17 protein-coding genes and 2 pseudogenes are annotated in these 19,430 nt (G+C 69.5%); 6 read left to right on the plus strand and 13 right to left on the minus strand.

Annotation, left to right across the window (positions count from 1 at the left end; translation table 11 throughout):
• Positions 1 to 3: 3 nt before the first annotated feature.
• Positions 4 to 1,128, minus strand: coding sequence for a peptidylprolyl isomerase (locus tag GTY96_RS31320; RefSeq protein ID WP_161666634.1), 1,125 nt, complete (start codon positions 1,126 to 1,128; stop codon positions 4 to 6).
• 192 nt (positions 1,129 to 1,320) lie between these two features.
• Between GTY96_RS31320 and GTY96_RS31325 the strand changes: the two are divergent.
• Positions 1,321 to 1,719 (plus strand): annotated as a pseudogene (locus GTY96_RS31325) (transposase); the annotation flags it as partial.
• A 250-nt stretch (positions 1,720 to 1,969) separates the two neighbouring features.
• Here GTY96_RS31325 and GTY96_RS31330 read toward each other — a convergent pair.
• Positions 1,970 to 3,558: pseudogene (locus GTY96_RS31330) on the minus strand (IS3 family transposase).
• Between GTY96_RS31330 and GTY96_RS31335 the strand changes: the two are divergent.
• The gene (locus GTY96_RS31335; protein WP_161666636.1) at positions 3,548 to 4,033 is read left to right on the plus strand and encodes an IS5 family transposase; all 486 of its coding nucleotides are present in this window, start codon (positions 3,548 to 3,550) and stop codon (positions 4,031 to 4,033) included. The pseudogene GTY96_RS31330 and the gene GTY96_RS31335 overlap by 11 nt on opposite strands.
• Before the next feature lie 34 nt (positions 4,034 to 4,067).
• On the opposite strand, the gene GTY96_RS31340 is transcribed toward GTY96_RS31335, so the two are convergent.
• The 3 genes from GTY96_RS31340 to GTY96_RS31350 form a co-directional block, all read right to left on the minus strand.
• Complete coding sequence (locus GTY96_RS31340) at positions 4,068 to 5,207, minus strand: tetratricopeptide repeat protein (RefSeq protein ID WP_161666637.1); 1,140 nt, start codon at positions 5,205 to 5,207, stop codon at positions 4,068 to 4,070.
• A 17-nt stretch (positions 5,208 to 5,224) separates the two neighbouring features.
• Positions 5,225 to 6,292 carry a hypothetical protein gene (locus GTY96_RS31345; RefSeq protein WP_407926991.1) on the minus strand — a complete coding sequence of 356 codons (1,068 nt, stop codon included), beginning with the start codon at positions 6,290 to 6,292 and terminating at the stop codon, positions 5,225 to 5,227.
• 165 nt (positions 6,293 to 6,457) lie between these two features.
• Positions 6,458 to 7,240: an SDR family NAD(P)-dependent oxidoreductase gene (locus tag GTY96_RS31350; RefSeq protein WP_161666638.1), complete on the minus strand. Its 783-nt coding sequence runs from the start codon at positions 7,238 to 7,240 to the stop codon at positions 6,458 to 6,460.
• A 170-nt stretch (positions 7,241 to 7,410) separates the two neighbouring features.
• On the opposite strand from GTY96_RS31350, the gene GTY96_RS31355 reads away from it, so the two are divergent.
• Both GTY96_RS31355 and GTY96_RS31360 read left to right on the plus strand, forming a co-directional pair.
• Positions 7,411 to 8,943 (plus strand): acyl--CoA ligase, encoded by a 1,533-nt coding sequence (locus GTY96_RS31355; protein WP_161666639.1) that lies wholly within the window; start codon positions 7,411 to 7,413, stop codon positions 8,941 to 8,943.
• Positions 8,940 to 9,941, plus strand: coding sequence for a 2-dehydropantoate 2-reductase (locus GTY96_RS31360; RefSeq protein WP_143904860.1), 1,002 nt, complete (start codon positions 8,940 to 8,942; stop codon positions 9,939 to 9,941). Before GTY96_RS31355 ends, GTY96_RS31360 begins: the two co-directional genes overlap by 4 nt.
• On the opposite strand, the gene GTY96_RS31365 is transcribed toward GTY96_RS31360, so the two are convergent.
• From GTY96_RS31365 to eno, 3 genes are read right to left on the minus strand one after another with little or no spacing between them, the layout of a single operon-like run.
• Positions 9,938 to 10,822: a M23 family metallopeptidase gene (locus GTY96_RS31365; RefSeq protein WP_328701071.1), complete on the minus strand. Its 885-nt coding sequence runs from the start codon at positions 10,820 to 10,822 to the stop codon at positions 9,938 to 9,940. The two genes, GTY96_RS31360 and GTY96_RS31365, sit on opposite strands and share 4 nt — an antisense overlap.
• A gap of 44 nt (positions 10,823 to 10,866) precedes the next feature.
• The gene (surE, locus tag GTY96_RS31370; RefSeq protein ID WP_143904859.1) at positions 10,867 to 11,658 is read right to left on the minus strand and encodes a 5'/3'-nucleotidase SurE; all 792 of its coding nucleotides are present in this window, start codon (positions 11,656 to 11,658) and stop codon (positions 10,867 to 10,869) included.
• 2 nt (positions 11,659 to 11,660) lie between these two features.
• Entirely contained in the window at positions 11,661 to 12,959 is a 1,299-nt protein-coding gene (gene eno, locus GTY96_RS31375; RefSeq protein WP_143904858.1) for a phosphopyruvate hydratase, read from the minus strand.
• Between the two features lie 80 nt (positions 12,960 to 13,039).
• Here eno and GTY96_RS31380 point away from each other — a divergent pair, with 80 nt between their 5' ends.
• Positions 13,040 to 14,128, plus strand: coding sequence for an ADP-ribosylglycohydrolase family protein (locus GTY96_RS31380; protein ID WP_143904857.1), 1,089 nt, complete (start codon positions 13,040 to 13,042; stop codon positions 14,126 to 14,128).
• Between the two features lie 121 nt (positions 14,129 to 14,249).
• Here the strand turns inward: GTY96_RS31380 and GTY96_RS31385 are convergent, their stop codons facing one another.
• The 4 genes from GTY96_RS31385 to GTY96_RS31400 form a co-directional block, all read right to left on the minus strand.
• Positions 14,250 to 14,429 carry a hypothetical protein gene (locus GTY96_RS31385; RefSeq protein ID WP_143904856.1) on the minus strand — a complete coding sequence of 60 codons (180 nt, stop codon included), beginning with the start codon at positions 14,427 to 14,429 and terminating at the stop codon, positions 14,250 to 14,252.
• 400 nt (positions 14,430 to 14,829) lie between these two features.
• Entirely contained in the window at positions 14,830 to 15,255 is a 426-nt protein-coding gene (locus GTY96_RS31390) for a type II toxin-antitoxin system RatA family toxin (protein WP_143904855.1), read from the minus strand.
• Positions 15,256 to 15,297: 42 nt separating this feature from the next.
• Positions 15,298 to 16,263 (minus strand): class II fructose-bisphosphatase, encoded by a 966-nt coding sequence (gene glpX, locus GTY96_RS31395; RefSeq protein WP_143904854.1) that lies wholly within the window; start codon positions 16,261 to 16,263, stop codon positions 15,298 to 15,300.
• Positions 16,264 to 16,304: 41 nt separating this feature from the next.
• On the minus strand, positions 16,305 to 16,715 hold the full coding sequence (locus GTY96_RS31400) for an acyl-CoA thioesterase (protein WP_143904853.1): 411 nt from the start codon (positions 16,713 to 16,715) through the stop codon (positions 16,305 to 16,307).
• Positions 16,716 to 16,806: 91 nt separating this feature from the next.
• Between GTY96_RS31400 and GTY96_RS31405 the strand changes: the two genes are divergently transcribed.
• On the plus strand, positions 16,807 to 18,426 hold the full coding sequence (locus GTY96_RS31405; protein WP_143904852.1) for an alkaline phosphatase family protein: 1,620 nt from the start codon (positions 16,807 to 16,809) through the stop codon (positions 18,424 to 18,426).
• A gap of 120 nt (positions 18,427 to 18,546) precedes the next feature.
• Here GTY96_RS31405 and nadC read toward each other — a convergent pair whose 3' ends face one another.
• Entirely contained in the window at positions 18,547 to 19,425 is an 879-nt protein-coding gene (gene nadC, locus GTY96_RS31410; RefSeq protein WP_328701072.1) for a carboxylating nicotinate-nucleotide diphosphorylase, read from the minus strand.
• Positions 19,426 to 19,430 lie beyond the last annotated feature (5 nt).

Below are 19,430 nucleotides of genomic sequence, written 5' to 3' on the forward strand. Positions count from 1 at the left end.
GCGTCACTCGTGCTTCCCAGCCGGGGCCGGCTGGGGCAGGGACAAGGCAGGCGCGTCAAGGCATGCGTTGGACTGAGGGCCCACCCGCAGCAACTGACGCTTCGTCAGGCTGTTTTCGATGAGAGCCGTCGACCGCAGTTCCTGCATCAATCCAGCGCGGCGCAGCTCAAGCAACTGGGCACGCATCACCCGCTGCACCCGCTCACGCACCACGGAGAACGGCGGCGACAGCAGCGGCCCTCGCTCCACCAGCCGGTAGATGTGAAAACCCTGCTCCGTGCGGAGCACCGGAGAGACCTCCGACGCAGAGAGGTCGCTCAGCCGGTCCCAGACAGCCGTAGGGACACTCGCGGGCGTGAGCCTGACGCGAGCCCCGCCGGGCAGCGGGGTCTCCGTCAGAGTGGATGAACGACCCACGACCGAGAGACTACCGGGAGCGCCGGTCAAAGCCTGTTCCCTCAGCGCCTCCGACTCCTGCTGACGGGCAAGCAACTCCGCGCCCTCCACTTCCGGAGAGACAGCCACGAGCAGGTCCTCGACCTCGACGTAGCTCGGAACCTGGAAGCGCTCCGGGTTACGTTCATGGAAGATGTGGAGGGCATCTTCTGGAAACGTTCGGGCAACCCGTCGCTCCACGAGTTTGTCCGCCAGCAGCTCAAGGCGCACCTTGCGACGGAACTCCTCCGGGGCGGGATGCAGGACAGGCTTCAAGTCGGCCACAGGCAACTGCTTGCGGCGCGACTCCATGGCCGCGTCCAGTTCCGCTTCGGTGATCAGGAGTTGTTCCTGCTCGGCGGCGTGCTCGATGAGGACCTCGTCAATAAGCTGCTCCGCCAAGTGGGCCTTCTGGGCCTCCGCCATGGACTCCGTGACATGGCCGTCCTTCATTCGAAGGAGCTGGGTCAGGGGGCGCCAGCGCTCGTTGAAGCGCTCGCGAGAAATCTCCTCACCATCAACGACGGCGATGGACTCCGTCTCGGGTGCCTCATGACCGGAGGGACGGGCCTCGGTCTGTCCAGTGCCTATCCAAAATCCGGCAATGATGAAGCATGACAGCGTCAGGAACCGCCAACGCCAGGAGTGAGCAAGGGTTGCGATAAACCGAGTCAGGGATTCATGTCCGAGCACGGTGCGGTCTCTTAGCAGCACGCAATTCAAAATATCCAGTGCCCCCGCAAACAACTTGTCGTGAGCAACTACATCACGGCGGTCCCTTCAACTTAGAACCTATTTCGGTAGGGAAGAAGGTCGGCCTCCAGTCGTGTTGAAGCGGTAGGAGGACGCGGCCATGGGGTAGTGAAGCAGGACGACGGCTGGCGGGTGCCGGACGAGCTGTGGCGCCGTATTGAGCCGCTGCTGCCGGCACGTCCGGAGCACCCGCTGGGGTGCCATAACCCGCGAGTGCCTGACCGACAGGCCTTGGATGGAATCCTCTTGGTGCTGCGCACGGGGATGCAGTGGGGCGCGTTGAAAGCCACGGCCCTGTGCCATCCGTCCTCTGCCTACCGACGCTTCCGGGAGTGGTTGTCCCCGGGCGTCTTCCGTGAGTTCTGGCGTCAGGGGCTGCTGGCCTATGATGGCTTGGCGAAGATTGATTGGCGCTGGACGGCACCCAGGGCAAAGCGCCGCTGGGTGGGGGAAAAAACCGGCCCCAATCCCACCAACAGAGCGAAGCGGGGCACCAAGCGCAGTCTGCTAACGGACTCGCGCGGCGTCCCCGGTGAGCGTCAAGGTAGTTGTCGCGTGAGAGGGTTCAGCCGATGTGCTTCAGCTCCTGCACTCCCGATGAGGGGTTGAGGCGCACGGGGCCTGCTGGAGTCCAGTCGCGGTGAGCGTCAAGGTAGTTGTCGCGTGAGAGGGTTCAGCCGATGTGCTTCAGCTCCTGCACTCCCGATGAGGGGTTGAGGCGCACGGGGCCTGCTGGAGTCCAGTCGCGGTGAGCGTCAAGGTAGTTGTCGCGTGAGAGGGTTCAGCCGATGTGCTTCAGCTCCTGCACTCCCGATGAGGGGTTGAGGCGCACGGGGCCTGCTGGAGTCCAGTCGCGCGTGTCGCGGCTCCAGCGCTCGGGGTGACGGGCGCGGGCGCGCTGGTACACCTGGTGGCGCTGGGCGAGCAGCGCGGCGTCGAGGCCGAAGTGTCTGGCGTCCGGCGTGACGAAGCGGATGGCGGAGTGCTGGTGCTCGGTGTTGTACCAGGCGACGAAACGCACCACCCATGTGTGCGCAGCCTGCGTCGACGTGAAGGCTCGTTGGGGGAAGCAGGGGCGGTACTTCAGCGTACGGGAAAGGGCTTCGGAGAAAGCGTTGTCGTCCGAGACGCGGGGCCGGCTGAAGGAAGGCGCCACGCCCAGCCATTGCAGCGTGGCCAGCATCGTGGCGCCCTTCATGGGGCCGCCGTTGTCCGAATGCAGTACCAGGCCCTCGGGGCAGCCCGCCTCGCGCCAGCTGTCGCGAATGAGGGCCGCGGCATGCGCGGACGACTCCTCCTCGTGGACACGCCAGCCCATGATGCGGCGGCTGAAGACGTCCACCACGAGGTAGAGATAGAGGAAGGTGCCCTTCACCGGCCCCTTCAAGTAGGTGATGTCCCAACTCCACACCTGGCAGGGGGCGCTGGCCGTATGCTCGGCCTTGGGGCGCGGCGTGGGTGGCTTCGCGGGGCCACGGTGCGCCAGCTGTCCCGCCTCGCGCAGCACCCGGTAGAAGCTCGCCTCGCTGGCCAGGTACTCGCCCCGGTCGGCGAGTCTGGGCACCAGTTGCTTGGGCGAGACGTCGCGGAATTCCTCGCTGTTGGCCACCGCCAGCATGCGGCGCTTCTCGCCTTCGGATAGTCGGTTGGCGGGTCGGGTGCGCGGTCCGCACCGCCCGTCCCGGGCCGTTTCCGGCTTCCTCCAGCGTTGAATCGTGCGCGGAGCCACCCCGAGCCGCTCGCAGACGGCCTCCAGCCGCACGCCTTGCAGGAGGGCCGCTTCCACGTGCGCGAGCGTCATTTCCCGCGCTTCTCGTCCGCTGCGTCGTCCTCGTCGTCCTCGTCGTCCACGTCCTTCTCGTCCCAGCCCATCGCCTGAAGTTTTTTTTCGAGCACCAGCAGCGCCGCCGTCTCCGCCAGCGCCTTCTCCTTGCGGCGCAGCTCCCGCTCCAGCTCCTTCACCCGTTTCTCCGACGAGGCCAGCCGCCGACGCTGGCTGGCCGTCAGGGCCCCGGCGGCAGCCGTCTGCGCGCCTTGGGAAAGGGCTCCAGCGGCTGCGGCCCGCCACTCCCCCAACTGCTCTTCATGCAGCCCTTCCCGGCGCAGAAGCGCTCCCAGCGTCTCGCCCTCCAGTCCGTGCGCTTCCGCCAGCACGCGCAGTTTCTCCTCGGGCGTCCACTTCTTCGGACCGGCAGGCTTCTTCTCCTCGGACGGGGGCGTCATTGCCGCCAACTTATTCGCCTCGCGCAACCACTGCGACAACGTCGGCTGCGAGACGCCCACCTGGCGGGCCAGCGCCGCGGCACTTACCGCGCCCGGGCCCACCATCCGCTTCACCATCTGGGATTTGAATGCATCCGTGTACGGCACTGCGTCCTGCCTGCTCTCGCCCCCAGGGCGTGGTCATCCCGGCCGCTCAGCCGAGGCGACAACTTCCCTGACACAGGGGGTCCCCCTCGGCCTCGTGGTCGCTGGAGCCAACACGAACGACTTCAAGCTGGCGCGCTCCACGCTTGAATCGATTCCAGTCCGAAGGCCCCTCCCGAGTCGGAGCCGTCGTCAGACGCTATGCGTCGACCTGGGCTATGCCTTCAGGCCCGTACGCGAGCTGGCTCAGGAGTATGGCTTCACGCTCCAGGCACCGAGACGACGCTCCCAGCTCGGTTCCAAGCGCGTGCGGCGTCGACGCCCTTCGCCGCGATGGGTCGTCGAGCGAACCCACTCCTGGCTCAACCGCTTCCGACGTTTGCTGGTGCGCTGGGAGAAGCGAGAGGACACCTATGTCGCGATGCTGCACTTCGCGCTGGGCATCATCACCTGGTTCCACTCGCTCCTACCGAAATAGGCTCTTAGAGTGCGACCCAGCAACACAACATCGCTCAAGGACACTTCGCCACGCCGCCATCCGCCGCGGAGGCAACCCGGGCGCACGCCGCCTGCACGGTGGCGGTGTCCTTCAACTCCCGCGCGAGCCTCGCGGTGGCGAGCTGCAGGTCCACGTTCTTCGCGTGCCCCGGCTCCGCGCCCAGGCTCGTGAGGATGCGCAGGGCGTCCTGCTTGCGCCCCAACGCCGTCAGCAGCTCCGCCAGCTCCTGCATCTCCCGCACGTCCGACCCCGACACCGTGTCCAACGCCTTCTGCAGCTCGCCTTCCGCCGCCGCCCGGTCGTTCGCGGCGAGGTGCGCCCTCGCCAGCTCCACGTGGACGATGGCCCGGTCCTTCACCTTCAGCGATTCACCGTAGGCCTTCAGCGCCTCCTCGCGCTTGCCGAGCTTGAGCTGGATCTCCGCCACCAGCTCCCACAGCGTGGGGTCCTTCGGCGACTTCTTCGCGGCCTCCTCGTACGCCGCGGCCGCTTCCGTCAGCTGGCCCGCACGCACCTCCGCGTCCCCCAGCGCGCTCAGCACGTCCGGAGTCCGGACGCCCTGCCCCGTCGCCTTGCGCAGCAGCCCGAGCACCTCGTCCTGCCGCCCCTGCTTCGTCAGCACGTCCACGGCTCGCACCAGCAGGTCCGCCTTCGACGCGTCCGGCGCGGCTTCGGCGGCCTGCGTGAACTGACGCACCGCCTCGTCGTGGTCGCCCCGGTCCTCGGCCAGTTCGCCCAGCTGCTCCAGCGCGTTGAAGTCGCGCGGATGCAGCGCCAGCGCCTTCTGGAGCGACTGCCGGGCCTCGTCCTTCTTGCCCAGCTGCGCCTGGATGAAGCCCAGCCGGCTCCAGTTCGTGGAGCGCTTGGGATCCAGCCGCAGCGCCGCCTCGAACTCCTTCGCGGACTCCTCCAGTCGGCTCATCGACAGCAGCACCTCGCCCCTCGCGGCGGGCAGGCGTGGGTCGCCGGGCGACAGGGCCTTCATCTCGTCGAAGGACTTGAGCGCGGCGTCGAAGCTGCCCTGGAGGTATTCGGAGTTGCCTCGCAGGTAGAGCCCCTCCGCCTGGTCCTTCGGGTCGAGCTTCGGCGTGTCGGTGCAGGCCCCGGAGGCCAGCAATGCGAGGAGCGGCAGGGCGCGCAGGCGCGAGTACATGGAAGCTCCGTTGGACTTCAGAAGTGGTACGCGATGCCAGCGTTGACATCCAGATTGAGACCATCGCCCGCGCCGTCGTCGGCGAGTCCCAGCACCGCCTGCGCGATGTTCGTCCCCAGCTCCAACTGGAAGCCCACGCGGCCCACCAGCAGGTACTCCAATCCGACGAAACCCACGACGGACGGCAGCGGGCCCGTGTTCTGGAAGATGCCGTAGTCGCCGAACGACAACTGCACGCCCAGACCAAAACCCCAGTAGGGGCGCAATGACGTGTCCAGACGGTGGTAGTGCCGTGCCCCCAGGATGCTCGGAAGCACGTTGAGCTTGCCATCGCCGCTCTCGCCGCTGGCCCGGACCAGCGTGAAGCCCACCTGGAGGAAGCCCTGCCATTCCGGGTGGAACCAATACCCCAGCTCCAGGTCCAGCCCCGGATTCAACGACGACAGCTTGTCGATGAAGCTGTTGTTGAAGCGCAACCCCAGCGTCAGCCCGCCCCCCGGCGACGACGCGACCGCCCCGCCCAACAGCGGCCGGGCCGTCACGGTCGCGCCGGGAGACTCCAGCGCGGCGCTCAGGTCATCGGACACAGCGACGGCCGTGCGAAGCAACTCTCCGTCATCGGAGGCCTCCGCACGAGGTCGAGCGAGGCTGCGTCCCTCCTGCGTGTCCACCAGGCTCGCGGTGAGGAGGTACTGGTCCCCGAAGCGGTCCAGCCGGCCGGTGAGGATGAAGCGGGCCCCCGTCAGCGTGGACAACTCCTGGAGGCAGTGGCCCTTCTCGCACGTGGTGTCGCCCAGGAGCTGCCGCTGGCGCTCGGCGCTGAGCCGCGTCTGGAGGTCGCGCTGGGACAGCACTCGCAGCCGAGGCGACTCCGCGATCCGGCTCGCGATGAGGGACGTGATGCCCGGCGCGGCTTCCTTCCCCGCCGCGTTGGCTTCGAACGGAAGCACGGCCACGGTCGCCGGGGCCTGCGTCACCTCCACGTCCGGGACCATCGCCCCCGGAGCGCCCGCCCCCGCTCCGGATGAAGACTCGCCGGGCAGGGCCTGCGTCCCAGCCTGCGCTGAAGCGGGGGGCAAGGCCATCCCCTCCTGCGCGAGGGCAGGCACCGCCAGCGACATGAGGCACGGAACGAGGAACCAGGGGGTGCGTGACACGCGCGACACTCTACCCTCCTCCAGGCCCGCGCCCAGCGCCTCCGTGCCGCGCGGCCCGACACTTCCGCCTTGCGCGCCCGCTCCCCTGCCCGCTCAGGCCTGCTGGTTGAGCTTCGCCGCGACGAAACGCACCGCGGCACGGGGACTGAACCGCAGCGAGAACGCGGCCAGCCAGTTGAGGACGCCGTGCACGGCGAGGACCCGCCCCTTCATCATCGCCCCATAGGCATGCGCGGCCACCTCGGGCGCCTCCGCCACTCCCGACCGCTTGAACAGACGCGACTCCGCGTTGCCCGCGCGCGCCGTGAACTCCGTCCGCGTGGCCCCCGGGCAGTGACAGGTCACCGTCACGCCCGTGCCCTCCAGCTCGAACGCGAGCGCCTCCGTGAGCGACAGCACGAACGCCTTCGTCGCGTAGTACGTGGCCATGTACGGCCCTGGCTGGAAACCCGCCGTGGACGCGATGTTGAGGATGCGCCCCTGCTTGCGCTCGCGCATGGGCCGGGCGAACAGGTGCGTCAACTTCAGGAGCGCCGTGCAGTTGACCTCCACCATCTCCGCCTCGCGCGCCAGGTCCTGGTCGAGGAACGCCCCGGACGAACCAAAGCCCGCGTTGTTGACCAGGAAGTCCACCGCGAGCCCCAGCTCCTGGACCCGCGCGAAGAGCTGCTCGGGCGCGGACGGCTGACCCAGGTCCGCTGGCAGCACGTGCGCCTTCACGCCATGCGCCTGCTCCAGCTTCCGAGCCAGCGCCTCCAGCTTCGCCACGCCCCGCGCCACGAGGATGACGTCGTGGCCGTCCTTCGCGAAGAGCTCCGCGAACTGCTCCCCGAGTCCCACTGACGCGCCAGTGATGAGCGCCACTTTCCGCGACATGGTGAAGCCTCCCAGCGAGCGATATAGCAGCTCGTCCGCACGCCGCGCGCCGTGCGGCCAGGGAACCCGGTGCTTCATGGCGGATGGCCGGCCGCCGCCCCCCGACGAAGCCATTGCACGAACGCGCCGAGGACCGTATCCGGGAAGGGCACCGGAACGGGAGCGTGGCCATGGAACGGACGAACACCCTCGAAGCGCTGCTCGCGCAGGGACGCGCGGAGGATGACGCCCTGGGCGCTCCAGGACGTCCGGGGCTGACCTACGGCGCGCTGAGGGAGCTCACCTCGCGGGTCCGTGAACAGCTCAATGCGTGGGGCCTGGGGCAGGGAGATCGCATCGCGCTGGTGCTGCCCAACGGGCCGGAGATGGCCTCCGCCTTCCTCGCCGTGGCCAGCGCCGCGACGACGGCTCCGCTCAACCCCGCCTACCGCGCGGACGAGCTCGCCTTCTATCTGGACGACCTCCAGGCCCGTGCCCTCGTCGTGCTGGAGGGTGCGGAAGGCCCTGCACGCGAGGTCGCTCGTGCCCGGAGCCTCCCGCTCATCGAACTGACGCCGACCTCCGGAGGACCGGCCGGGCACTTCAGCCTCCGCTCGGAGCCGCCCCTGGCAGGGACAGCGCGGCGCCCCGGAGCGCCCCGCGAGGAGGATGTCGCGCTGGTGCTGCACACGTCGGGCACCACGGCGCGACCGAAGCTCGTGCCGCTGACCCACGCCAATCTCAGCGCCTCCGCGAGGAACATCGGGACACGGCTGGGCCTGGGCGCGGGTGACGCGTGCCTCAACATCATGCCGCTGTTCCACATCCACGGCCTCGTGGCGGCGGTGCTGTCCAGCCTGGGCGCTGGAGGCCGCGTGGTGTGCACGCCGGGCTTCAACGCCCTGCGCTTCTTCGCCTGGTTCGAGGAGGTCCGCCCCACCTGGTACACGGCCGTTCCCACCATGCATCAAGCCCTGGTGGAGCGCGCCCGCCGCAACACGCGGAGCCTCGATGGACACCGCCTGCGCTTCATCCGCTCCTCCTCCGCGTCGCTCCCACCCCAGGTGATGGAAGAGCTGGAGCGCGTCTTCGGCGTGCCCGTCATCGAGAGCTACGGCATGACCGAGGCCGCGCACCAGATGGCCTCCAACCCGCTTCCTCCGATCCCCCGGTACGCGGGCTCGGTGGGGCTCGCCGCCGGGCCCGAGATCGCCATCATGGATGGCGCCGCGGGCGCGCTGCTTCCCTCGGGGGAGCTCGGAGAGGTGGTCATCCGGGGCCCCAACGTCATGTCTGGCTATGTGAACAACCCCGAAGCCAACGCGCGCGCCTTCACCCACGGGTGGTTCCGCACGGGCGACCAGGGCACGCTCGACGCACAGGGCTATCTGCGGCTCACCGGCCGGCTCAAGGAGCTCATCAACCGCGGCGGGGAGAAGGTGAGCCCGCTGGAGGTGGACACCGTGTTGCTGGATCATCCCGCCGTGCTGCAGGCCGTGACGTTCGCCCTGCCCCACCCGAAGCTCGGTGAGGACGTGGCCGCCGCCGTGGTGCTGCGCGAAGGCCAGGCCGCCACCGAGCGCGAGCTGCGTGACTTCGTGGCGGCGCGCGTGGCCGACTTCAAGGTGCCCCGACGCGTCGTCCTCCTCACGGAGCTGCCCAAGGGGCCCACTGGCAAGGTGCAGCGCATCGGGCTCGCGGAGCGGCTGGGGCTCACGTCATGAGGATCGCCATCTTCGGCGCGGGCGCCATCGGCGGGTTCCTCGGCGTCAAGCTGCTCCAGGCTGGCGCGGACGTCACCTTCATCGCGCGAGGCGCCCACCTGGACGCGATGCGCGCCAACGGCGTCACGCTCACGAGCGGCGGCGAGACCGTCACCGTGCATCCCCCCTGCACCGACTCGCCCGACGAGGCGGGGCCCCAGGACTACGTGTTCCTCACGATGAAGGCCCACGCCCTGCCCGCCGCCGCGCCACAGGTCGCCCGGCTGCTGGGCCCGGAGACGGCGCTCGTCACCGGCATCAACGGCGTGCCCTACTGGTACTTCCACGGACTCGAAGGCCCCTACGCGGGCCGCCACCTCGAAAGCGTGGACCCCGGGGGCGTGCTGCTGCGCACCCTCCCCCCGGAGCGCGTCATCGCCACCGTGGTGTACCCGGCCGCAGAGGTCGTCGCCCCGGGCGTCATCGTCCACACGTACAACGACCGCGTGACGCTGGGCGAACCCGACGGCAGCAAGAGCCCGCGCGTGCAGGCCCTCTCGCGGATCATGATCCAGGCCGGGCTCAAGTCACCGGTGCGCCCGCGGATCCGCGATGAGATCTGGGTGAAGCTCTGGGGCAACCTCGCCTTCAACCCGCTGTCGGTGCTCACCGGTGCGACGCTCGACGTGCTCTCGCGCCAGCCGGACCTGCGCGCCGTGGCCCGCGCGATGATGGTGGAGGCCCAGGCCGTGGCGGAAGACCTCGGCACCCGCTTCCTCATCGGCGTGGACGAGCGCATCCAGGGCGCGTCCCAGGTCGGCGCGCACAAGACGTCCATGCTCCAGGACCTGGAGCGCGGCCGCCCGATGGAGATCGACGCGCTGCTGGGCGCCGTCGTGGAGCTGGGGCAGCTCGTCGGCAGGCCCATGCCCACCTGCGAGAACATCCTCGCCCTGGTCCGTGAGCGCGCGCGCCACGCGGGAGGCTACCCGCCCCGCGCGACGCCGGACGCGTCCTAGGGATTCGCGGGCGGCATCACGCCCAGGTACTCCAGCGGATCCACCGGCTTGCCATCCACGCGCACCTCGAAGTGCACGTGCGGGCCCGACGTGCGGCCGGACTCACCCACCGTGGCGATGACCTGATCGCGGCGGACCTTCTGCCCCGTGCGCACGCGCAGGTCGCGGTTGTGCGCGTACAGGGTGATGAGCGGCGGGGCGTGCTCCACGATGACGATGAGGCCGTAGCCCTTCTGCTCGCCCGCGTAGAGGACCGTGCCCTCCTGCGCCGTCTTGATGGGCGTGCCCGCGGGCGCCGCCAGGTCGATGCCGTCGTGCGGCTCGCGGCCCTTCTTGCCGAAGCGGCCATACAGCACGCCGCGCAGCGGCCAGTCGAGCAACCCCTGCGTCGCGAGCTTCGGACGCGACGGCGCTCCCGGACGCCCTGACACCACCCGCGCTCGCGGAGGGTCCTCGCGGCGCGACACCGCCGGCACGGAGCGACGCGGCGTGGACACCGGCGCCTGCCCCGGCTTCGACAGCACCAGCTCCGGCTCCTCGTCCGACAGCGGCCCCGGGTCTCCGTAGGTCGGCGGTTCGCTCCCGGGAATCGTCAGCTCACGGCCCACCGACAGCTCGCGCGGATCCTTGATGCCATTGGCCTGGGCGAGCTCCTCCACCGTGATGCCGTACGTCTTGGCGATGCGGTACATCGTCTCGCCCGCGGCCACGCGGTGGCGCACCGCCACCAGTTCTGGCTCGTCATGCGTGGACCGGAGCGCGAACGCCAGCGGCTTGCCCGAACCCGGGGACTCGGGCAGCTCGCCCGCGGTCCCCAGGTGCGAGGAGGAAGCGGCCTGGGTGCCCACGCAGCCGCTGAACAGCACGGCCGCGAACAACACCCAGAGCGCCCTCCCCGCTCGGCTGGAGCCGCCCGGCCCCAACCTCAGGCACCGCCGCCCGGACCGTGCCGCGTGAAGCCTGGCAGGTTCCACCCCGACAGCTCGGGGATGCGGCCGTGGTCGGTCATCTCGAAGTGCAGCGGCGTCACCGACACGCGCTTCTCATCGAACACGGCGTTGCAGTCACTGCCCGGGATGTTCTCGTGGGCGTACTCCGTGCCGCCAATCCAGTAGTACTTGCGGCCGCGCGGGTCCTCCTTCTCCACGACGTTGTAGCCGTAGGAGTGCCGACCCTGCCGGGTGATGGCGTAGCCGTCCGGCTCCACGCCCCCCGGGATGTTCACGTTGAGGAGCATCCGGGGCGGCAGGGGCCGCGACAGCGCCTCCGTCACCAGCGCGCGCGCGAAGCGGCCCGCGGGCGCGAAGTCGAAGGGCCCTCGCGACACCAGGCTGAACGCGATGGCGGGGATGCCCAGGAAGGCCGCCTCCATGGCCGCCGCCACCGTCCCGGAGTAGGTGACGTCGTCCGCCAGGTTCGCGCCGTGATTGATGCCGGAGACCATGAGCTGGGGACGATTGTCCTTCAGCAAGTGGTTCACCGCCAGATACGAGCAATCCGTGGGGGTGCCGTCCACGGCGAACCACCGCTCGCGCACCTCCTTGATGCGCAGCGGCCGGTGCAGGCTGATGGCGTGGGAGGCGGCGCTCTGTTCCCGGTCGGGCGCCACCACCCACACCTCGCCCAGGGGACTCACCGCCTCGACGAGCGTCTGGAGCCCTTCGGAGAAGTAGCCGTCGTCGTTGGAGACGAGGATGCGGGGGCGAGACGTACTCACAGTCACTGCTTCTTCGCGAGCGAGCGGAAGGCGGACCGGCCCGCGTACCGGGCGCCGGCGCCCAGCTCCTCCTCGATGCGCAGGAGCTGGTTGTACTTGGCCACGCGGTCGGACCGCGACGCGGAGCCCGTCTTGATCTGCCCGCAGTCCAGCGCCACCGCGAGGTCCGCGATGGTGGTGTCCTCGGACTCGCCGGAGCGGTGGCTCATGATGGACGTCATGCCCGCCTTGTGCGCCATGCGCACGGCGTCGAACGTCTCCGTCAGCGTGCCAATCTGGTTCACCTTCACCAGGATGGAGTTCGCCGTGCCGGTCTGGATGCCCTTGGACAGCCGCTCCACGTTGGTGACGAAGAGGTCGTCGCCCACCAGCTGCAGCTTGTCCCCCAGCGCGTCGGTGAGCTTCTTCCAGCCCTCCCAGTCATCCTCCGCCATGCCGTCCTCGATGGAGATGATGGGGTACTTCTGCGCGAGGGCCCGGTAGTACTCCAGCAGCCCCTGCGAGTCGTACTCCTTGCCCTCGCCCTTGAGCTTGTACTTCTTGGAGCCCTTGTCGAAGAACTCGCTCGCGGCCACGTCCAGCGCCAGGAACAGCTGCTCGCCCGCCTTGAAGCCCGCCGCGTCGATGGCCTCCATGATGAGCTTGAGCGCCTCCTCGTTGGCCGGCAGGTCCGGGGCATAGCCGCCCTCGTCGCCCACGCCCGTGGCCAGCTTGCGGCCCTTGAGGATCTTCTTGAGCGCGTGGAACACCTCCGCGCCCCAGCGCAGGCCCTCCGCGAACGTCTTGGCGCCGGCGGGCACCACCATGAACTCCTGCACGTCCACGCGCGTGTCCGCGTGCGCGCCGCCGTTGAGGATGTTCATCAGCGGCACGGGCAGCGTGCGCGCCTGGAGGCCGCCCACGTAGCGGTACAGCGGCAGGCTGTGCGCGTCCGCCGCGGCGCGCGCGGTGGCCATGGAGACGGCGAGGATGGCGTTGGCGCCCAGCTTGGCCTTGGTGGACGTGCCATCCAGCTCGATCATGCGCTGGTCCACGGCCACCTGGTCCACGGAGTCCATGCCGATGATGGAGGGACCAATCGTGTCGCGCACGTGGTCCACGGCCTTCAGCACGCCCTTGCCCAGGTAGCGGTGCTTGTCGCCGTCGCGCAGCTCGTGCGCCTCGTGCTCGCCGGTGGAGGCGCCGGAGGGCACCGTCGCACGGCCACGCGCGCCGCCCACGAGCAGCACTTCGGCCTCCACGGTGGGGTTGCCACGGGAATCAAGCACTTCACGCGCCACGACTTGAGCGATCTCGGTCATAGGGCGCCGTTTCTACGAGGCACGGCCGGAACGGGCAAGCACGCTCGCACCGTCGCCCTGCTACAGTGTCCAGCCGCCGAATGCCTCCTCCTCCCAAGCGCCGCGCCACGGGTCCCGACCCGCTTCCCGGGCAACGCGCCCGGGGTGCCCTGCTGGGGCTCGCCATTGGCAATGCCCTGGCCGTCCCCACCGCGGGCAGACCCTTCTTCGCGCCGTCCTTCCCCCAGCTCGCCGAGGGGCCCTACCTGGACCTGCACGGTGGCGGCCCGCACGAGCTGCGCAAGGGGCAGGTGACGGAGCCCACCCAGCTCGCCGTCGCGCTGACGCTCAGCCTGCGCGACGTGAAGCGGTACGACGCCGCGGACGCGCTCCGGCGATACCGGGCCTGGCAGTCCCACGCCTTCGCCGTCAGTGAACCTATGAAGGAGGTGCTGCAGGAGTGCGAGGCGGGCATGACCAGCCAGGTCAAGGAGGCCGGCCGGCGCGTCTGGTTGAAGAACTTCCGCCGCGTGGCCCCCGCCGGAGCCCTGCCGCGCGTGGTGCCCCTGGGCGTCCACCTGACCAAGGACCCCTTCGCGCTGGCCAAGGCCGCCCTCGAGGACACCGCCCTCACCCACTTCGACCCCCGCTGCCAGCTCGCCAGCGCGGGGCTGTGCGCCGCCATCGCCAAGGCGGTGACGGGCGGCCCCACCCTGAAGGCCGCCGACCTGCTGCCCGCCGCGGAGGTCGGCATCTCCCTCGCGGGCGCCGCCCTGGGGCGCCAGGAGAAGGACCACGTCCAGGAGGTGGCCCGCGCCTCCGCCCTCCTGCGCGAGGATCTGGCCCTGGCGGCCCAGGACGACCCGCAGCTGTATGGCCCGGAGCTGCACCTCCACCGGCCCGGCAACAACGCGGTTCGCGCGGCGTTCCGGCTGGCCTTCTGGGAGCTGCTGCACGTCCCCACCGTGGAGCGCGCGCTGGTGGACGTCATCCACCGGGGCGGCGACACGGAGGTCCACGCCTCCATCACCGGGGCGCTGCTGGGCGCCTTCCACGGTGAGGATGCGCTGCCAGCGGAATGGCGCCAGAAGGTCCTGCTGGCCCTCCAGCCCTACAACCCCCTCCAGAAAGGAACGGTGCTGTGGGAGGTCTACCACCCCCGGCACCTCCTGCTGCTGGCCCCGGCCTAGCCGTCCCGCGACGGCCACCGCCCGCAAATGAGAAGCCCGCGGGGGGCCGCCCGGTGAGGGACGGCTCGGCCGCGGGCTCCAGGACACGCCGTGGCGCAGGGGCCACGGGGGGTTGCGTCATTCAGGCGAGCAGGTCGATGACGACGACGCCCCGAGACGGCTTCTCGTCCTCGGTGTCCGTCCTCCGGTGGGGACGGTCATCCGGTGCGGGCAGTGGGAGCTCCACCACCGGCCGCTCGTAGTCCTCGCGGCGGAGCCGCTCGCGGCGCTTGATTTCTTCGATGATGAACGCGTCGAGCATGGGTTCGGTCTCTCCCTCAGCCTACGTACCCCGATGTACGCCCGCCGTCCCGCCCCCTTACCACTTCCACATCTCTCTGATGCAAATTAAGAACCCCGGTTTCTTTCTGGGTGCGCCGCCATGATTCCGCATGGCTGCTCGTCCACCTCCCGACACCGGGGCCATGGCAACCGTGGCACGCATGTCATGGGAACCGCAGCGGACGTTTGAAATCCGCCTGATCCTAATGCGCTCAACGCGCGCCGCAACCCGACTCGTTTCAAGTGGGTCCCCACCTTTCCTACCGCACGGTTCCGGCCAAAAAGGGCCCGCCTGCCCTCCTGCTCCCAACGCGGCAGGGGCCGGGTGGGAAGACAGGCAGGCAGGCGGAGGCTGAGGCAGGCCGTCGGACGGCGGGGCTTCAGGGGGCTTCGGCGCGGCGCTTGAACGCGTCCAGCATCTTGGGGAGCTGGGATTCCGTCAGGGTGTTGATGATGGTCTTGGGGATGAGGGCGCCCAGGGCCATCTCCACGTTGTAGGTGGCGCGCGTCTTGCCCTCGCCTTCGGGCTCCAGGGTCCAGCTGCCCTTGTTGTCCTTCATCACCTCACCCTCGACGAAGGTCCAGGACATGCGCTTGGGGCGCTCCTCGGTGACCTTGATGGTGTAGCGGATGCGCTTCACCACATCGACCTCGTAGTGCACCTGGACGGTGTTGCCCTGGCGCTGGGAGGTGGAGACCTTCTTCACCTCCGGCAGGAACTCCGCGTAGCGGTCGTAGTTGGTGATGATGTCGAAGACCTTCTCGACGGGGGCGTTGATGGTGATGGTGCGCGTGGCGCCGGCCATGGCGGTGTCTCCTGGGTTGAGCGACGAAGCGAGGGGGACAGCTTACGGCGCGTAGCCCGGCTTCTTGTCGAACTTGTGAACGGACTGGATGAAGCGGACCGTCCCCGTCTTGCTGCGCATGACGACGGAGTGCGTCTCACAGCCGCCGCCGAAGAAGCGCACGCCCTTGAGGAAGTCGCCGCTGGTGACGCCGGTCGCGGCGAACATCACCTCACCGCGGGCCAGCTCCTCGGCGGTGTAGATCTTGTGGATGTCGCTGATGCCCATCTTCTTGGCGCGATCGATCTCCCCCTGGTTGCGCGGGACGAGCCGGCCCTGCATGTCGCCGCCGGTGGCGCGGATGGCCGCCGCGGCGATGACGCCCTCGGGCGCGCCGCCAATGCCCATCAGCACGTCCACGCCGGTGCCCTCGAAGCAGGTGGCGATGGCGCCCGCCACGTCACCGTCCTCGATGAGGCGCACGCGGGCGCCCGCGGCGCGGACCTCCTTGATGAGGTCGGCGTGGCGCTCGCGGTCGAGCGTCATCACGGTGAGGTCCTCCACGTAGACCTTCATGCGCTCCGCGATGGCGCGCAGGTTCTCCGTGGGGGACCTGGTCAGGTCGATGGCGCCCTTCGCGCGCGGCCCCACGGCGAGCTTCTCCATGTACGTGTCGGGCGCGTTGAGCAGGCCGCCCTGGCTGGACATGGCGACGACGGAGATGGAGCCCGGGCGGCCGTAGGCGCACAGGTTGGTGCCCTCCAGGGGGTCCAGGGCGATGTCCACCGCGGGGGCGCCGTCGTAGCGGCGGCCCACCTTCTCGCCGATGTAGAGCATGGGCGCTTCGTCGCGCTCGCCCTCACCGATGACGACGGTGCCGTCGATGTTGAGCGCGTCGAAGGCGCGGCGCATCGCGTCCACGGCGGCTTGGTCGGACTCGTTCTTGTCGCCGCGGCCCATGAGCCGGGCGGAGGCGATGGCCGCCATCTCGGTGACGCGCACGACCTCCATTGCCAGGTTGCGATCCATTGTGGGGTGCTCCTCGTTCGGGAATTCGGGAAGGGAAACGGTCAGGTGTCGGTGTCGTCAGCGGCCTTCAGCCGGGCGAGGGCTTCGGGAAGGCGCTGGGGTTTTCCGTCGCGGCCCACGCAGGCGTGCATCGTACGGCCGGTGCACAGGAGCGTGGGGGTCTCCGCGTCGCGCAGCAGCTCGTAGGTGAACACGAGCGACGCGCGGCGCAACTCGCGCAGGGTGGTGCGGATGAGGAGCAGGTCGTCGTAGCGCGCGGACGCCTTGTAGTGGGCGCTGGCCTCCACGACGGGCAGCAGCAGTCCGGTGCTCTCCAGTTCGCGGTAGCTGCCCCCGTGAGCGCGGAAGAACTCACTGCGCGCGAACTCGAAGTAGCGGAAGTAGTTCGCGTAGTAGACGACCCCCATCTGATCCGTGTCGCCGTAGATGACGCGCAGCCGTGCCTCGACCATTGGGCCGCCCATATCAGGGCGGGGTGACGTGTCCAAGCGGTGGGCGCGCATGTTGGTTGCTTCTGACCATCCGGCCGGGGAGGCTGCCCCCATGTCGCGCATCCTCGCCGCCCTCCTGGTCCTGTTCGCCCTGCCCGCTTCCGCCCGAGCGCCGAAGCTCACGCTGTTCATCAGCGTGGACGCGATGGGCAGCGACCTGCTGCTTCGCAGCCGTCCACGCCTCACCGGGGGGCTGGGAAAGCTGCTTTCCACGGGAGCCTATTACCCCTATGCCCGGTACGCCTACGCGGAGGCACGCACCGCGCCGGGCCATGCCACGCTGGCCACCGGGGCCAACCCCTGGCGTCACGGCATCGTGGACAACGACATCTACGACCGCGCGGCCGGACAGGCGGTGCAGGTCTATACGGACCCGACGCATCCAGTGCTGTACGGGGACACGCCCCCTGGGTCCGACACGAGCCCGGAGAACCTGCTCGCGGAGACGCTGGCGGACCGGCTGCGTGTGTCCACGCAGGGCCGGGGCAAGGTGGTGGCGCTGTCGTTCAAGGCGCGGGCGGCGATCCCGCTGGCCGGGCGAACAGGGCAGGCCTGGTGGTTCGACGAGGCGACGGGCCGGATGGTGACGAGCACCTGGTACACGAAGGCGGAGCCCGCCTGGATGCAGGTGTTCAACGCGCGGAAGCTGGCGGACGCGGGGTTCAGCAAGTCCTGGGAGTTGTTGCGTCCGCGTGCGGAGTACGTGGGGGACGACGACCGCCCCATGGAGCCGGAGGCCTATGGCATGGGGCGGGTGTTCCCGCATCCGCTGAAGGGCGGGCTGGAGGCACCGGGCCCGGCGTCATACCGGGCCTTCGCGGTGTCGCCGCTGTCGCATGACCTGCTGGTGCAGGCGGCGAAGGCGGCGCTGGTGGGCGAGGGCCTGGGCAAGGACGACGTGCCGGACATCCTGGCGGTGAGCTTCAGCGGGACGGACGCGGTGTTCCACGCGTTTGGTCCGTACTCGTGGGAGATGCAGGACACGATGCTGCGGTTGGACCAGGCGATGGGCGAGCTCATCGCCGCGGCCGAGCGCGCGGCGGGGGGCCGGGAGAACCTGGTCATCGCGCTGTCGGCGGACCACGGTGGCGCGGAGATTCCGGAGGCGTGGGCCCAGGCGGGGCTGCCCGCGATGCGGCTCAACCCGGTGGAGGCGGCGAAGGGGCTGGCGCAGGAGCTGCGCGCGAAGTTCGGCGTGGACGTGACGGTGAAGCTGCTGGAGCTGGACGTGTACCTGGGCGGCAAGGCGCTGGAGTCAGGACAGGTGGACGGCGTGGCGCTGCGGCGCGCGGCGGCGGCGTGGCTGGCGAAGCAGCCGTACGCGGTGATGGCGGTGGCGAGGGACGACCTGGACACGGTGGCGGACGCGGGAGGGCTCGTGGCGCCGATGCGGCGCGGCTACTACCCGATGCGCAGCGGGGACGTGCTGTTCATGTCGAAGCCGTTCCAGGTGATGAGCGACTACCCGCGCGGCACGAACCACGGCACGCCGTATTCGTATGACACGCAGGTGCCGGTGGTGTTCGCGGGCAAGGGCGTGAAGCCGGGGCTCTACCTGGAGGAGATCAATCCCGTGGACGTCGCGCCCACGCTGTCCGCGCTCCTGGAGATGGGGATGCCCGCGTCAGCGGAGGGCAAGCCTCGCGCGGAGGCGCTTACAGGGGCTCGGTGAGAAAGCCGCCCACCGGGTCGGACCTTCGCACCGATGGATGCCCGCCAAGGACAAAGGGCAGGTCGAGTCGTCTTCACCGACCCGGCCTGCCCACGGAACTCCTTGGAATGAACCTTCGCGTCAGCCCTGCGCGGAGCGGGGCTTTCGCGCGGGCTTCTTCGTCGTCTGGATCTCCAGCGACAGGTCCATGGCCCGCGCCGAGTGCGTCAGCGCGCCCATCGACACGAAGTCCACGCCCAGCTTCGCCAGCCGAGGCAGACGGTCCAGGGTGACGCCTCCGGAGACTTCGATGGGGACCCGGCTGGCCGTCAGCTTCACGGCCTCGCGGATCTGCACGTCGTCCATGTTGTCCAACATGATGACGTCCGCGCCGGCCGCGATGGCCTCCTCGAGCTGCTTGAAGTTGGTGACCTCCACCTCGATCTTCACCAGCCGCGGGCCATTCAGCTTCGCGCGGCGGACCGCTTCGGTGATGTCGCCGCCCACGGCCGCGATGTGGTTGTCCTTGATGAGGATGCCGTCGAAGAGGCCGAAGCGGTGGTTGGACGCGCCGCCCATGCGCACCGCGTGCTTCGCCAGCCCTCGCATGCCCGGCGGCGTCTTGCGCGTGTCCAGCACCTTCAGCTTCGAGCCTCGCACGGAGGTCATCGCCTGCTGGGCCAGTGTCGCGATGCCCGCGGCACGCTGCACCAGATTGAGCGCGGTGCGCTCCGCGGCCAGCAGCGCGCGCAGCTTGCCGTGGACGCGCGCGGCGACCACCTTGGGCTTGATCTCCTCGCCGTCCTGCTTGAGGACCTCGACCTCCACCTCCGCGTCCACCATGTGGAAGACGCGGACGAAGGCATCCAGGCCCGCGACGATCATCTGCTCCTTCGCGACCAGCTCACCGCTGCCCTCCGCGTCGGCGGGGACCACCGCCAGCGAGGTGACGTCCCCCGCGGCACCCAGGTCCTCGTCGAGGGACAGCGCGATGAGCCGATCGAGATAATCCTGCTGCACTTCCG

Source organism: Corallococcus silvisoli (assembly GCF_009909145.1).
GTDB classification, from domain to species: Bacteria; Myxococcota; Myxococcia; order Myxococcales; family Myxococcaceae; genus Corallococcus; species Corallococcus silvisoli.

Excerpts from the sequence above, each read along its gene's own strand:
- GTY96_RS31340 (WP_161666637.1), bottom strand. The coding sequence starts at position 5,207 with ATGTACTCGCGCCTGCGCGCCCTGCCGCTCCTCGCATTGCTGGCCTCC.
- GTY96_RS31345 (WP_407926991.1), bottom strand. The coding sequence starts at position 6,292 with ATGGCCTTGCCCCCCGCTTCAGCGCAGGCTGGGACGCAGGCCCTGCCC.
- GTY96_RS31350 (WP_161666638.1), bottom strand. The coding sequence starts at position 7,240 with ATGTCGCGGAAAGTGGCGCTCATCACTGGCGCGTCAGTGGGACTCGGG.
- GTY96_RS31355 (WP_161666639.1), top strand. The coding sequence starts at position 7,411 with ATGGAACGGACGAACACCCTCGAAGCGCTGCTCGCGCAGGGACGCGCG.
- GTY96_RS31360 (WP_143904860.1), top strand. The coding sequence starts at position 8,940 with ATGAGGATCGCCATCTTCGGCGCGGGCGCCATCGGCGGGTTCCTCGGC.
- eno (WP_143904858.1), bottom strand. The coding sequence starts at position 12,959 with ATGACCGAGATCGCTCAAGTCGTGGCGCGTGAAGTGCTTGATTCCCGT.
- GTY96_RS31380 (WP_143904857.1), top strand. The coding sequence starts at position 13,040 with ATGCCTCCTCCTCCCAAGCGCCGCGCCACGGGTCCCGACCCGCTTCCC.
- GTY96_RS31385 (WP_143904856.1), bottom strand. The coding sequence starts at position 14,429 with ATGCTCGACGCGTTCATCATCGAAGAAATCAAGCGCCGCGAGCGGCTC.
- GTY96_RS31390 (WP_143904855.1), bottom strand. The coding sequence starts at position 15,255 with ATGGCCGGCGCCACGCGCACCATCACCATCAACGCCCCCGTCGAGAAG.
- glpX (WP_143904854.1), bottom strand. The coding sequence starts at position 16,263 with ATGGATCGCAACCTGGCAATGGAGGTCGTGCGCGTCACCGAGATGGCG.
- GTY96_RS31400 (WP_143904853.1), bottom strand. The coding sequence starts at position 16,715 with ATGGTCGAGGCACGGCTGCGCGTCATCTACGGCGACACGGATCAGATG.
- GTY96_RS31405 (WP_143904852.1), top strand. The coding sequence starts at position 16,807 with ATGTCGCGCATCCTCGCCGCCCTCCTGGTCCTGTTCGCCCTGCCCGCT.